The sequence below is a fragment of the Caballeronia sp. ATUFL_F2_KS9A genome, from assembly GCF_023630765.1.
In the GTDB taxonomy this organism is placed as follows: Bacteria; Pseudomonadota; Gammaproteobacteria; order Burkholderiales; family Burkholderiaceae; genus Caballeronia; species Caballeronia zhejiangensis.
The window spans coordinates 107,338-121,439 of the sequence record NZ_JALQEK010000009.1 but is presented as its reverse complement, the minus strand read 5'-3'; the positions used below and the strand labels follow the sequence as shown (position 1 = coordinate 121,439).

The following is a 14,102-nucleotide window of genomic DNA, read 5'->3' as shown; positions in this document are numbered from 1 at the left end:
CGCCCCCCCCCCCCCCCCCCCCACGCCCCCCCCCCCCCCCGCCGCGCCCCCCCCCCCCCCCCCCCCCCCCCCCCCCCCCCCCCCCCCCCCCCCCCCCCCCCCCCGCTGAACGTCGATAAAAGCGGGCGGTGCGCGAAGCGCCGCCCGAATCAGGTCACGCCGGGATCAACGATATTGACCCGCGTACTTCACGACCTTGTCGAGATTTTCTTTGGTGATGAAACCCGGGCCCGAACGAATGTTCTTCGGTCCGTACGACGGCTGCAATCCGTAGGTTTCGAGGCGCGCCTTGAACTTCGGATTGGCTTCGAGAAGCTGACGGATCTTCGCCGGATCGGTCGTATGTTCCTTCTTCACGATCGCGAGCACGGCCACCGGGATATAGCCTTGCAGATACGGCTGCTGATCGATCGCGAACTTGATCGTGCCGTCCTTGATGGCCTTCGCGATGTCGTCCGAGAAGTCGAAAGTCACGAAATACACCTTGTTTTGCAGGCCCATTTGCGTGACGGCCTTGAGCGTCGCGGATGCGGGCGTCGGTCCGAGCGTGAGGATCGCGCCCGTATCCGGATGATTGCGCAGATACGCCGATACCTTAGACTGGATCTCGGTCGGGTCTTGTCCCGAATCGATCGTCGATGCCTTGTAGTCGATGCCGAGCGCGTCCGCGAAGCCCTTGCAGCGATCGAACGACACCGTGTTCGTCGCGATGTGATTCACGCAGACGAACGACTTCACGCCCGCGGCCTTCGCCTTCTCGCCGGCCGCCTTGCCCGCCACATATTCCGGCTGGCCGACGTGCATGATCGCGCCCAGTTGCGCGCTCTGTTCCTCGGTGCCCGAGTTGATCGTGACGAGCGGAATCTTCTTCGCCGTGACCTTGTTGATGGCGCTCTTCAGCACATCGAAGTCGGCGATGGTCGTGATGACGCCATCGTAGTTGCGCGCGGCGGCCTGCTCGATCAGGCGCGACATGTCCGCGATGTCGCCGTTCGGCGGATTGCGGTAGTCCGTCTGCACGTTGAAGTCTTCGTCGGCCTGCTTGATCGCGTTCTTGATGGTGTTCCACCAGGAATCCGAGTCCGGCGCGTGGCTGATCAGCACGAACTTCGCGTCGGGCGCCGCGTGTGCGGGACTCGCCGCCATCATCGATGCGCTGCACAACGCAGCAGCAGCCACCAGCGCGCGCAGCGCGGCCCGACCGTTGCAAATGGTCATTGTCTCCACCTATCTCGGTTGTTGTTTGGTGTGATGTTTCGCGAGCCGACCCTTCGATGTGCCGTGCTCAGGACCAAGAGTAGGTCAGTTTTCGGTGGCCTGCAATAGAAATTTCATTGGTGCGGCAAATGGAAAATACATTCCAATTTGCTTGCCGTGTTCCTATAATCGGTTCACGACGAACATCGAAAGAGCCTGTGATGGATGAGACCAGCACCGACGTGCAAAGCGTCGACGAACTGATGCAGCGGATCACCGACGCCTACGACTCGCTGCCGCGCCAGTTGAAGAGCGTCGCGACGTATATCGAGCAGCATCGGCCAAGCGTGATGATGGATCGCACGAGCGATATCGCCAACGCGTGCGGCGTGCATGCGTCGGCGGTCGTGCGGTTTGCGCAGCGCTTCGGTTTCTCCGGTTTCTCCGACTTGCAGGCCGTGTTCCGGCAGGCGTACACGGGCGCGGGCGGTTCGCAGCAGACGTATCAGCAGCGCATACGCAAGCTCATCGACGAGAAGGCGGGCGATGCGTCCGGCGTGTCGGTCGCGCGCGAGTTCATCGCGGCGAGCCGCACGGGTCTCGACGAGCTCGAAGCCGGTCTCGACGACGCGCAGTTCGAAGCCGCCGTCGAGATGCTTTCGCAGGCGGAGAACATCTACGTGATCGGCGTGCGCCGGTCGTTCGCGGTCGCGAGCTACATCGTCTATGCATTGCAGCACACGAAGAAGCGCGTGCATTTGATCTCGGGCTTCGGCGGCATGTTTCGCGAACAGGTGCGCAGCGTGAAGAAGGGAGACGTGGTGATCGCGATCAGCTTCGCGCCCTACGGCAAGGAGACGCAATATTGCGTGCGCGCCGCGCAGCATCACGGCGCGGCGACGCTCGTCATCACCGATAGCCAGCTTTCGCCGCTCGCGCGTCACGCGAGCGCGAGTCTGTTCGTGAAGGAGGGCAGCGCGTTCGCGTTTCGCTCGCTCACGAGCACCATTTGCCTGTGCCAGGCGTTGTTCATCGCGCTCGCGTACCGGCTCGAGTTGAACGTTGAGGAATCCAAGGAGACAGGTGGCTATGACGATTGATGTGGCGGTGTTTGGGGCGGGGCGCATCGGCAAGATTCACGCGGCCAATCTCGCGCGGCAACCGGGCGTGCGTCTGAAATACGTCGTCGATGTGAATCGCGACGCGGCCGCCGCGCTCGCGAAAGCGCATGGCGCGACCGTCGCCGATGTCGATGGCGCGATGGGCGATGCCTCCGTCGGCGCGACCGTCGTGTGTTCGAGCACGGATACGCACGCGGATCTGATTCTGGCGTCGGCGGCGCAGAAGAAGCATGTGTTCTGCGAGAAGCCCGTCGATCTCACGACCGAGCGTGCGCGCGCGTGCGCCGATGCTGTCGAGAAGGCGGGCGTCGTCTGCATGATCGGCTTTCAGCGCCGCTTCGATCCGACGTTCTCGGCGTTGAAGGCGCGTATCGACGCGGGCGAGATCGGCGATCCAGAAATGCTGATCGTGACGAGCCGCGATCCGGGCGCGCCGCCGGTCGAGTACATCTTGCATTCGGGCGGCATCTTCAAGGACATGCTGATTCACGACTTCGACATCTTCCGCTGGATTCTCGACGACGAAGCCGACACGCTGCACGCGACGGGCAGTTGCTTGAGCGATGCGGCCATCGCCGAAGCGGGCGATATCGATTCGACCGCGGTCACGATCCGCACGAAGCGCGGGCGTCTGTGCCAGATCAATACGGCGCGGCGCGCGGCGTATGGCTACGATCAGCGCTTCGAGCTGCTCGGCAGCGCGGGCATGCTGCAGGCGGGCAATGTGCGGCCGACGGAAGTCACCGCGTACACGTCGGCGTCGGTGTCGAGCGACAAGCCCGAGGCGTTCTTTCTCGAACGTTATCGCGCGGCGTATGCGGCGGAAATCGCGCATTTCTTCGATGCGGTCAGCAACGGCAAACCGGTGCGAACCACCGTCGCCGATGGCCTCAAGGCGCTCGAACTCGCCGAAGCGGCGACCTTGTCGTGGCGCGAGAAGCGCATCGTCAAGCTCGGGGAGAACGTCGCATGAGCGCGGTGCGCTTCGGTATCGCCGGACTGGGGCGGCTCGGGCGCCGGCATGCGGAGAATCTCGCGTGGCGCGTGCCGGGCGCGAAACTCGTCGCGGCGTGCAGTCCGGTTGTGGACGAGCGCGAGTGGGCTTCGTCGAGTCTTCCCGAGTTGTCGCTTTATGCGGATTACGATGAACTGCTCGCCGATGCCTCCGTCGATGCCGTGTGGCTCGTCACGCCGACGTCGCTGCATGCGCGGCAGATCATCGCCGCGTTGCGCGCGGGCAAGCATGTGTTCTGCGAGAAACCGCTGTCGCTCGATCTCGCCGAATGCGACGCGGTGATCGAAGAGCACGCGCGGCATCCGCATCTGCAAGTGATGATCGGCTTCGTGCGGCGCTTCGATGCGAGCTATCGCGATGCGTTCGATCGCGTCGCGAGCGGCGCGATCGGCCGGCCGTTCATGGTGCGCTCGCAGACCTGCGACAAGAACGATCCCGATGGCTTCTTCGTGCGATTCGCGCCGACATCGGGCGGGCTGTTTCTCGATTGCAGCGTGCACGACATCGATCTTGCGCGCTGGCTGCTCGGCAATCCGCGCGCGAAACGCGTGTATGCGAGCGGAACCATCGCGATTCACGAAGGCTTGCGCGAGTGCAATGACATCGACAATGGCGTGGGCACGATCGAGTTCGATGACGGACGGCTCGCGGTGCTGTATGCGTCGCGGACGATGGCGCATGGGCACGACACGCAGACGGAAGTGATCGGCACGGCGGGCGCGCTGTCGGTGGGACGCAATCCGCGGGCGAATCGCGTGGAAATCGCGGATGCGCAGGGCGTGCGCAATGCCTGCACGCCGACGTTCTTCGAGCGCTTCGAGGATGCGTTTTTGCGCGAGGCGCAGGCGTTCGTCGGGTTGCTTCGGCAAGGGCAGCCGACGGGGCTGACGCTCGACGATGCAAGAGAGGCGACGCGCATTGGTATTGCGATGCGGCAGGCTTATGAGAGTGGGCGGGCGGTGGAGTTTTGACCTCTGCGTTAAAATCGAACCTTCACGAGCGCTCCCCTCACCGGCAAACAAAGGTTCAATCGCGATGGAAGTTCACAAGGAAGTCGACGCGCGCGGGCTCAACTGCCCGTTGCCGATTTTGCGGGCAAAGAAGGCGCTCGCCGACATGACGAGCGGTCAGATTTTGAAAGTGCTCGCGACCGACCCGGGATCGCAACGCGATTTCGCGGCCTTCGCGAAGCAGACCGGCAACGAGATCGTCGAATCGACCGCACAGGACAAGACGTTCATCTTCCTGATGCGCCGGCGTTGAAGCCAACGAACGCACAAGCAAACGCCCAAAAGCAAAATGCCCGTCACGCAGGTGACGGGCATTTTTTTCATCCGATCCGGCCAGAAAGTCAGTCTTCGAGAATCGGCGCGCGATTGCGCAGATATTCCTCGAATTCCTGCTTCACTTCCGGATGACGCAGCGCGAACTCGACCGTCGCCTTCAGATAGCCGAGCTTGCTGCCGCAATCGAAGCGCGTGCCCTGATACTTGTACGCGAGCACTTGCTCATCCGACAGCAGCGATTGAATCGCATCCGTCAGTTGCAGTTCTCCGCCCGCGCCCGGCTTCAGCGCGCGAATGTGATCGAAGATGCGCGGCTTCAGCACGTACCGGCCGACTACGCCCAGGTTCGACGGCGCCACGGCGGGTTCCGGCTTCTCGACGATTCCCGACAGCTTGAAGATGTTGTCTTCCCATTCCTTGCCGTCGATGATGCCGTAGGACTTCGAATCCTCCGGCGGGATTTCTTCGACGCCGATCACCGAGCTGTGATAGTGATCGAAGACTTCGATCATCTGCGACATGACGGGCGGCTTGCCGTACAGCAAGTCGTCCGCGAGGATCACGGCGAACGGATTGTCGCCGACGAGCTTCTCCGCGCAGAGCACAGCGTGGCCGAGACCGAGCGCTTCGGCCTGACGCACGTAGAAGCAGTCGACATGGCTCGGCTTGATGCTGCGCACGAGTTCGAGCAGCTTGTCCTTGCCGCGCGCTTCGAGTTCCGCTTCGATCTCATAGGACTTGTCGAAGTGATCTTCGATGGCGCGCTTGCTGCGTCCCGTCACGAAGATCATTTCGGTAATGCCGGCCGCCATTGCTTCTTCGACCGCGTACTGAATCAGCGGCTTGTCGACGACAGGCAGCATTTCCTTCGGGCTGGCCTTGGTCGCGGGAAGGAACCGCGTGCCCAGACCTGCGACGGGGAAAACCGCTTTGGTAACTTTTAGCATGTGATGACCCTGATCCTCTTAATCAATGAAACGTCGAGACAGACGGAGCGGATCGATAAATGATTCGAACCCTCAAATTCAAGCAGGCAGACGCAATAATTGGGCCTGAAGCTTCTCGATAGTGGTTCCGTATTCTGCCAGCCTTTTACGCTCCTGTTCAACGACAGCGGCCGGCGCTTTTGAAACAAAGCTTTCGTTTCCGAGTTTCGCGTTACATTTTGCGATCTCGGCCGTCAGACGGTCCACTTCCTTGGTCAGGCGCTCGCGTTCCGCGGCGATATCGATTTCGACTTTCAACACGAGCTTGCTCGTGCCGACGATCGCGACGGGCGCGCCATGAGCTTCCTTGTCGAGGGCGGCTTCGTCGTCGATGATCTTCACTTCGGAAAGACGCGCGAGGGCAGCGATATACGGTGCGAACGCGGTGAGGCGCGCCGCGTCGCCGTGCGCGAGCAACGGCACCTTCACCGCGGGCGACAGATTCATTTCGCCACGTAGATTACGACATGCATCGATGACACTCTTCAGTTCGGCAGCCCACTGTTCTGACGATTCATCGATCTTTTTCTGCTCGGCGCGCGGATAAGGCTGCGTCATGATCGAGACTTCGCCTTCCTTCGCGCCTTGCGGGAAGGCGTCGGTGAGAGGGGCAACCTTCTGCCACAACGCTTCCGTGATGAAAGGAATGATCGGATGCGCGAGGCGCAGCACCGTTTCGAGCACACGCAAGAGCGTGCGACGCGTCGCCCTCTGCTGCTCGGGCGTGCCGGTCTGGATCTGCACCTTCGCGAGTTCGAGATACCAGTCGCAGTACTCGTCCCACACGAATTTGTAGATCGCGCTCGCGACGTTGTCGAAACGATAGTCCGCGAAACCCTTTTCCACTTCGGCTTCCACGCGCTGAAGCAGCGACACGATCCAGCGATCCGCCTGCGAGTAATCCGTGTAGCCGCCAGGGCCGCAATCGCCTGGTTTGCACGCGCCCGGATTCGCAAAACCGCAATCGTGGCCCTCGCAGTTCATCAGCACGAAACGCGTGGCGTTCCAGAGCTTGTTGCAGAAGTTGCGATAACCCTCGCAGCGCGCGAGATCGAAGTTCACGTTGCGGCCGAGCGTGGCCATCGAGGCCATCGTGAAGCGCAGCGCGTCGGTGCCGAACGACGGAATGCCTTCGGGGAATTCCTTGCGCGTCTTCTTCTCGATCTGCGCGGCGGCCTTCGGATTCATGAGGCCGGTCGTGCGCTTGGCGACGAGCGATTCGAGGTCGATGCCATCGACGATATCGATCGGGTCGAGCGTGTTGCCCTTGCTCTTCGACATCTTCTGGCCTTCGGCGTCGCGCACGAGTCCGTGCACATAGACGGTGTCGAACGGCACCTTGCCGGTGAAATGCGTGGTCATCATCACCATTCTGGCGACCCAGAAGAAGATGATGTCGAAGCCTGTCACGAGCACCGACGACGGCAGGAACGCCTTCAGTTCCTTCGTCTCGTTCGGCCAGCCGAGCGACGAAAACGGCACGAGCGCGGACGAGAACCAGGTGTCGAGCACGTCTTCATCGCGCTTGAGTGCGCCTTTGTAGCCTTGCGCGTCGGCTTCGGCGCGGGCTTCTTCTTCGGTCTTCGCGACGAAAATCTCGCCGTTCTCGCCGTACCACGCGGGAATCTGATGGCCCCACCACAACTGGCGCGAAATGCACCAGTCCTGGATGTTTTCGAGCCACTGATAGTAGGTGGTCGTCCAGTTCTCCGGCACGAACTTGATCTGGCCGTTGCGCACGACATCGAGCGACGTTTCCGTGATCGACTTGCCCGGATTGAACGTGCCTTCGGGCGCCGGCTTGCTCATGGCGACGAACCACTGGTCCGTCAGCATCGGTTCGATGACCACGTTGGTGCGGTCGCCGCGCGGCACCATCAGCTTGTGCGGCTTGACGGATTCGAGCAGGCCGAGCGCTTCGAGATCTTTCACGACGGCTTTGCGCGCGTCGAAGCGATCCATGCCGCGATATTTTTCAGGCGCGTTGTCGTTGATCTTCGCGTCGAGCGTGAGAATTTCGATCTGCGGCAGCTTGTGGCGTTGGCCGACGGCGTAGTCGTTGAAGTCGTGCGCGGGCGTGACTTTGACGACGCCGGTGCCGAATTCGCGATCGACGTATTCATCCGCGATGATCGGGATTTCGCGATCGCATAGCGGCAACGTCACCGTCTTGCCGATCAGATGCTGATAACGCTCGTCTTCCGGATGCACCATCACGGCGGTGTCGCCCAGCATGGTTTCCGGGCGCGTGGTCGCGACCGTCAGATGACCGGAACCGTCCGGCAGCGGATAGTTGATGTGCCACAGGCTGCCGTTTTCTTCTTCGCTCACGACTTCGAGATCGGACACGGCGGTGCCGAGCACCGGGTCCCAGTTCACGAGCCGCTTGCCGCGATAGATCAGCCCTTGTTTATAGAGCGTGACGAACACGTCGCGCACGGCGGCCGACATCTTGTCGTCCATCGTGAAGTATTCGCGCGACCAGTCGATCGATGCGCCCAGACGCCGAACCTGATTCGTGATTGTCGAGCCGGATTGCTGCTTCCACGCCCAGACGCGCTTCAGAAACTCTTCGCGGCCGAGGTCATGGCGCGAGATGCCTTGCGCATCGAGCTGGCGTTCGACGACGATCTGCGTCGCGATGCCCGCGTGGTCCGTGCCCGGCACCCACAGCGTGTTTTCGCCCAGCATGCGGTGATAGCGCGTCAGGCCATCCATGATGGTCTGGTTGAACGCGTGCCCCATGTGCAGCGTGCCGGTGACGTTCGGCGGCGGCAACTGGATGGAGAAATTCTTCGCGCCTTCCTTGAACGTGGGAGCGGCGTATCCGCGCTTTTCCCATTCCGGGCCCCATTGGGACTCGATGTTTTGAGGCTCGAAGCTTTTTGCCAGTGTGTTGTCGCTCATGTCGTCGTTCGTCTAGATCTGAAAGCAGGGAATCCGTCAATTATAGCGGTGCCCACGTGGCCTACTCGTACGGTGCCCGAGTGCCCCGTAAGAGCGATATCTGGAAGTAATTGTCAAAAGCGCGCTCTGTCCCTGTATCGCAAAAAGCCATGGTTCTACGCTGGCGGATTCGCACGCGTGCATCCGGCACGAGTGGCGCAAGAGAAAGGGGCGAGATGACCACAGATCAGGAGTGTCAGAAGGTTAGCGTCGCGGGCATGGTCCGCTTGCAGACTTTGGCAGTGTTGAATAGTTGCGGCTATATCGACGATAAAACGGCCCTGCGGGTGCTAGAGTCGATGGACCAGATGTCGGAGATCGACCTGCGCTTCGATTCCGCGCGCGCGATGCTCGACTGGCTCATTCAAGAACGTTTCCTGGATGAGCAAGCGGCGGAAGCGGCGGCGGTCCGTTTCGTGGAAACGCTGGAGACGGACAAGGCGCCCGAGGACTTGTTGCAGTACGAGTCGGTCGTCGGGCAGATCGACCCGCGTTTCCGGGCGCCATTCGCGGCGTTCGCCGCGCGCACGCGCAAGAAGGTGAAACGTCGCATGATCGGATATGCATCGGCGTTTTGCGTGATCTTCGCGGCGGTCGGGGCCTACACCCTCTGGTCGGCAAGCACGCCATCCTGCGCGGCAAGCAGCACGAAGGACGCGCTGTTCCGGATCGGCGTCCAATCGAAGACCGATCTCGCCACGAAACGTCCGGGCCTGTCGCTGAACGATGACCGCGATTTGACGCAACGATTTTCGGATTTCCAGGAAGTGGGCTGCGACGATGGCGACAGATCGCGCGGTTGCACAGCGGTCATCAAAGCGGGGGAGGCGACGAGCCCCATAGGCTACGTGATCCGGCCCAGGGAAAAGAATGGTGAGTTCGAAGTGCATACCTATCCGTACGAATACGTGGCCGCGCGCTACAACGAGGCCGGGCTGAACAAGGCGTTGGGCGCCCCGCTCGGCCGCGACGCGATTCGCGCAGCGGTCATCGCGGGAATCAAGGGAATCGACGATCGCGTGGGCAGACGGTCGCCGTCGTATCACAAACCGGTGTACGGGGAAGATGTGCCGAGGACGATGGAAGCGAGGGTCATCGGCGTGCTTCCGGCAGCGGATTGCCGCAGGATCGATGACCATTCCTACGCATGTCCGGTTTTGGTCGACTATAAGGACAATCTGTTGAGCGTTATCGGTGCGATGCCATACGTGCAGCTCAAGGGCGAATTCGTGTTCGAGCGGGATCGGGACGCCTGGAAAGTGGCGAATGGCTTCGATGACAAATTTCTGAACACGCTTGTGAACGGACGTGTGCGAAATACGCTAGGCGCGGACGCGGCCCAGAAAATGCAACAATCCATGGAAAGTAGGCCGTCTGCGCCGTAATCGAGTGTCGGCTGCGATGGGCGACGCGGAAAGTCGTCGAAGAACCGGACATTTATAATGCTCGCTTACCTCGACGCCTCTTTCCCATGCCCGACCTGCTCGCGAATCTGAATCCCGAACAACTCGCCGCCGTGACGCTCCCGGACGAGCCCGCGCTCATTCTCGCGGGCGCCGGCAGCGGCAAGACGCGCGTGCTCATCACGCGCATCGCGTGGCTGATCCAGCAGGGCTACGCGTCGCCGCCGACCGTGCTCGCCGTCACCTTCACGAACAAGGCCGCGCGCGAGATGATGGCGCGCCTGTCCGCGCTGCTGCCCATCGATACGCGCGGCATGTGGATCGGCACGTTTCACGGCTTGTGCAACCGCATGCTGCGCGCGCATTACCGCGACGCCGGCCTGCCGCAGACATTCCAGATTCTCGACACGGCCGACCAGCTGTCCGCGATCAAGCGGCTGATGAAAGGCCTGAACGTCGACGACGAGAAGTATCCGGCGAAGAATCTGCAGTACTTCATCAACAACGCGAAGGAGCAGGGCCTGCGTCCGAAAGACGTCGACGCCACCGATGCGTTCAATCGCAAGTTCGTCGAGCTTTACGAAGCCTACGATCAGCAATGCCAGCGCGAAGGCGTCGTCGATTTTCCCGAGCTGCTGCTGCGCTGTTATGAACTCCTCGCGCACAATCCGCCGCTGCGCGCGCATTATCAGGCGCGCTTTCGCAACATTCTCGTCGACGAGTTTCAGGACACGAACAAGCTGCAGTACGCGTGGCTCAAGCTGCTCGCGGGCGAGCACAACGCGATCTTCGCGGTCGGCGACGACGACCAGTCGATCTACGCGTTCCGCGGCGCGAACGTCGGCAACATGCACGATTTCGAGCGCGAATTCCGCGTGCGCAATCTCATCAAGCTGGAGCAGAACTATCGCTCGCACGGCCATATTCTCGATACCGCGAACTATCTGATCGCCAACAACGCCAACCGGCTCGGCAAGAATCTGCGCACCGACGCGGGACACGGCGAGCCGGTGCGCGTCTACGAGGCCGCAACGGATTCGCAGGAAGCGGGCTGGATCGTCGAGGAAATCAAGGCGCTCATCAATACGGGCGTGTCGCGCGGCGAGGTCGCGGTGCTTTATCGCAGCAACGCGCAGTCGCGGACCATCGAACATACGCTCGTGAACGCGGGCATTCCGTATCGCGTGTATGGCGGTCTGCGCTTCTTCGAGCGGCAGGAAGTGAAGCATGCGCTCGCGTATTTGCGTCTCATCGACAATCCGAACGACGATACCGCCTTCGCGCGCGTCGTCAATTTCCCGACGCGCGGGATCGGTGCGCGCTCCATCGAGCAAGTGGCCGACGCGGCGCGTCTCTACAACTGTTCGATGGCCGCCGCCGTGCCGTACGTCACCGGCAAGGCGGGCACGAGCCTCGGCGCATTCGCGACGCTCATCGCGAAAATGCGCGCCGAAACGCAGCAGATGAGCCTGCCGGAAACCGTCGAATACGTCGTGCGCGCGAGCGGTCTCGCCGCGTTCTACGAAACCGAGCGCGAGGGCCAGGATCGGCTCGAGAACTTGCAGGAACTCGTGAATGCGGCGGCGGCGTTCGTCAGCGAGGAAGGCTACGGGCTCGATACGCCCGCGCGCTCCATTCCGCTGCGTCCGGGCGCGTCGGCGTTGCCGGAGATCGTCAGCGAGGACGGCGAGATCGAAGTGCTCGATGCGCCCGGCATCGCCGATCCCGCGCAGAATCCCGACACGATGACGCCGCTCGCCGGTTTCCTGTCGCACGCATCGCTCGAAGCCGGCGACAACCAGGCGCAGGCCGGCCAGGACGCCGTGCAACTGATGACCGTGCACGCGGCCAAGGGCCTCGAATTCACGGCGGTGTTCATCACCGGGCTGGAAGAGGGCTTGTTCCCGCACGAGAACAGCGCGCAGGAATCGGACGGGCTGGAGGAAGAGCGGCGTCTCATGTACGTGGCGATCACGCGCGCGAAAGAGCGGCTTTATCTGTCGTTCGCGCAGAGCCGCATGCTGCACGGCCAGACGCGCTACAACATCCGTTCGCGTTTCTTCGACGAATTGCCCGAAGGCTCGCTCAAGTGGCTCACGCCGAAGATGGAGGCGGGCGCGCGCTGGGGCGGACGCGCCGACAACGCCGGCTGGGGCCGCGACTGGTTTGCGCGTCCCGGACAGGAGCGCGGCGGTTCTTCCGGCTATGCGCGGGATCAGGGCGCCAGCGCGGCATTGCCGTCGTTCGCCAACGAGCAGCGCGCGGCGGAATCCGGCTTCAAGGTCGGCCAGGCCGTGTTCCATACGAAGTTCGGCGAAGGCACCGTGACCGCGCTGGAAGGCTCGGGCGGCGACGCGCGCGCGCAAGTGCGCTTCAAGCGCCACGGCGAAAAGTGGCTCGCGCTGGCCGTGGCGAAACTGCAGGCCGTCGAATGAAGACGAAGCGGCTCGGCATCATGGCGGCGCTGCCGCAGGAACTGGGCGACCTCATCGCGCAGATGCGCTCGGCAGGCGAAGTTCGCACCGTGACGCTCGGCCAGCGCGAGTATTACGTCGGCGACGCGCATGGGCTGCCGGCCGTCGTCACGCTCGCGCGCATCGGCAAGGTGGCGGCGGCCGCGACCGCGAGCGCGCTCATCCATGTGTTCGAAACCGATGCCATCGTTTTCACAGGCGTCGCGGGCGGCGTGCGGGCGGACGTGCAAGTGGGCGATGTCGTCATCGCCGATGCTTTGCTGCAGCATGATCTCGACGCATCGCCGCTCTTTCCGCGCTACGAAGTGCCGCTGCTCGACCGCGCGCGCTTCGGCGCCGATCGCGCGCTTTCCGATGCGCTCGCCGCCGCCGCCGATGCGTTCATCGCCGACGAGGGCGGTACGCTGACGGAGCGCTTCGCCGTCGCCGGGCCGCGCGTGCATCGCGGGCTGATCGTGAGCGGCGATCGCTTCATCGCGAGCCACGACGCGCTCTTCGGCTTGCGCGACGCGCTGCCCGACGCGCTTGCGGTCGAAATGGAAGGCGCGGCCATCGCGCAGGTCTGCTACGAGCACGGCGTGCCGTGCGCGGTCGTGCGGACCATTTCCGATGCGGCGGACGCCGCCGCGCCGCTATCGTTCACCGAATTTCTGACGTCGATCGCCGCGACTTACTCGTCGGGCATTTTGTCGCGCTTTCTCCGCGCTGCCGGCTGATCGAGCGCCGAATCCCACGCGGACGCGGCTTTCCACGGGCCGCGCATCGTCGAAAATCCTGCTTGTAGTTGAGAATGATTCTCAATACAATGACTCGCACACCGTGAGGCAGACACAGGAGGCCCGACGACATGACCAACGATTTCACCGCCATCGGCACGATGGGCGAAGCGCGCCCGGCGTCCGAAAGCGGCGAGCGGGGCGAGCGTTGCGCTGTTTCGGCGAACGCCGCGAAGGTGCTCGAAACCACGCGCCGCGCGTGGACGGAGGCGATGGCGCAGGCGGCGCAGGCGGCGCAGGAATCGGCTCGCCGCGCGCCACGCGCCACGCAGCCCAAGAAACGCGTGGTGCCGCGGCGTTCCCGCTGGCCGTCGCTCGTCGCCGCGCTCAACTACTGGAGTCCGAAACCGCTGTGAACGCCGCCGACCTTGCACCGAAATCCATCGAACTCGACGAGCGTCTTTTCGACGCGAGCCGATTCCCGCTCGTGCGCCTGCGTCCGCGCGCCGTGAAACCGGGCTATGCGTTCGCATGGGGCGCGCAGATGCGCCGTCTCGTGTCCCTCGCGACGCCTTTCGTTCTCGTGGCCGAGCACGACGCAAACGAAACCGCCGACGACGCCCGTCTGCGCGCCGCGTGGATGCGCACGCATCGCGCGATGCTGGCCGCGTACTGCCGCGGCCTGATCCTGATCGAACCGCGCATCGAGGCGCGCGCGAGCACGCGAGAAACGCTGCGCGCATTGACGGACGGATGCGGCGTACGAACGGTCGTCGTGTCGAGCATGCGCGTCGCGGGCGAGCTTGCGCCGGTGCTGCTCAAGCACACCGCGTCCGAGGGCCGCGCCGCAGCGCGAACCCGGGCGCTCTGACGCGCCGGATCGATCAGGGCGCGCCCGGTCTGGCGCGGGTTGGACGGCTGCTCTATGCTCAGGGCTCAGCCAACGCCGCTTTGCAGA

12 protein-coding genes are annotated in these 14,102 nt (G+C 63.1%); 9 read left to right on the top strand and 3 right to left on the bottom strand.

All coding sequences use genetic code 11. The features are described from left to right. Positions 1-165 precede the first annotated feature (165 nt). On the bottom strand, positions 166-1,218 hold the full coding sequence (locus tag NCS67_RS08515) for a sugar ABC transporter substrate-binding protein (protein ID WP_008341961.1): 1,053 nt from the start codon (positions 1,216-1,218) through the stop codon (positions 166-168). Between the two features lie 200 nt (positions 1,219-1,418). On the opposite strand from NCS67_RS08515, the gene NCS67_RS08510 reads away from it, so the two are divergent. The 4 genes from NCS67_RS08510 to NCS67_RS08495 all read left to right on the top strand — a co-directional run bounded on the left by NCS67_RS08510 (position 1,419) and on the right by NCS67_RS08495 (position 4,596). Beyond that, positions 1,419-2,297: a MurR/RpiR family transcriptional regulator gene (locus tag NCS67_RS08510; RefSeq protein ID WP_008341959.1), complete on the top strand. Its 879-nt coding sequence runs from the start codon at positions 1,419-1,421 to the stop codon at positions 2,295-2,297. After that, complete coding sequence (gene iolG, locus NCS67_RS08505) at positions 2,287-3,291, top strand: inositol 2-dehydrogenase (protein WP_008341957.1); 1,005 nt, start codon at positions 2,287-2,289, stop codon at positions 3,289-3,291. The genes NCS67_RS08510 and iolG overlap by 11 nt, the downstream gene beginning before the upstream one ends. After that, the gene (locus tag NCS67_RS08500; RefSeq protein ID WP_250434921.1) at positions 3,288-4,304 is read left to right on the top strand and encodes a Gfo/Idh/MocA family protein; all 1,017 of its coding nucleotides are present in this window, start codon (positions 3,288-3,290) and stop codon (positions 4,302-4,304) included. The genes iolG and NCS67_RS08500 overlap by 4 nt, the downstream gene beginning before the upstream one ends. A gap of 64 nt (positions 4,305-4,368) precedes the next feature. Next, positions 4,369-4,596: a sulfurtransferase TusA family protein gene (locus tag NCS67_RS08495; protein ID WP_008341954.1), complete on the top strand. Its 228-nt coding sequence runs from the start codon at positions 4,369-4,371 to the stop codon at positions 4,594-4,596. An 88-nt stretch (positions 4,597-4,684) separates the two neighbouring features. Here the strand turns inward: NCS67_RS08495 and galU are convergent, their stop codons facing one another. Next, on the bottom strand, positions 4,685-5,566 hold the full coding sequence (gene galU, locus NCS67_RS08490; protein WP_008341953.1) for a UTP--glucose-1-phosphate uridylyltransferase GalU: 882 nt from the start codon (positions 5,564-5,566) through the stop codon (positions 4,685-4,687). Positions 5,567-5,644: 78 nt separating this feature from the next. Then, on the bottom strand, positions 5,645-8,512 hold the full coding sequence (locus tag NCS67_RS08485; RefSeq protein ID WP_008341952.1) for a valine--tRNA ligase: 2,868 nt from the start codon (positions 8,510-8,512) through the stop codon (positions 5,645-5,647). A gap of 215 nt (positions 8,513-8,727) precedes the next feature. On the opposite strand from NCS67_RS08485, the gene NCS67_RS08480 reads away from it, so the two are divergent. The 5 genes from NCS67_RS08480 to NCS67_RS08460 all read left to right on the top strand — a co-directional run bounded on the left by NCS67_RS08480 (position 8,728) and on the right by NCS67_RS08460 (position 14,015). Continuing rightward, positions 8,728-9,936: a hypothetical protein gene (locus NCS67_RS08480; RefSeq protein ID WP_250434920.1), complete on the top strand. Its 1,209-nt coding sequence runs from the start codon at positions 8,728-8,730 to the stop codon at positions 9,934-9,936. Positions 9,937-10,022: 86 nt separating this feature from the next. Next, positions 10,023-12,389: a UvrD-helicase domain-containing protein gene (locus tag NCS67_RS08475; protein WP_008341949.1), complete on the top strand. Its 2,367-nt coding sequence runs from the start codon at positions 10,023-10,025 to the stop codon at positions 12,387-12,389. Beyond that, positions 12,386-13,144, top strand: a complete 759-nt coding sequence (locus NCS67_RS08470; protein ID WP_250434919.1) for a 5'-methylthioadenosine/adenosylhomocysteine nucleosidase — start codon at positions 12,386-12,388, stop codon at positions 13,142-13,144. Before NCS67_RS08475 ends, NCS67_RS08470 begins: the two co-directional genes overlap by 4 nt. A gap of 131 nt (positions 13,145-13,275) precedes the next feature. Next, positions 13,276-13,560, top strand: coding sequence for a hypothetical protein (locus NCS67_RS08465; RefSeq protein WP_250434917.1), 285 nt, complete (start codon positions 13,276-13,278; stop codon positions 13,558-13,560). Beyond that, complete coding sequence (locus tag NCS67_RS08460) at positions 13,557-14,015, top strand: hypothetical protein (RefSeq protein WP_008341944.1); 459 nt, start codon at positions 13,557-13,559, stop codon at positions 14,013-14,015. The genes NCS67_RS08465 and NCS67_RS08460 overlap by 4 nt, the downstream gene beginning before the upstream one ends. Positions 14,016-14,102: the final 87 nt, after the last annotated feature.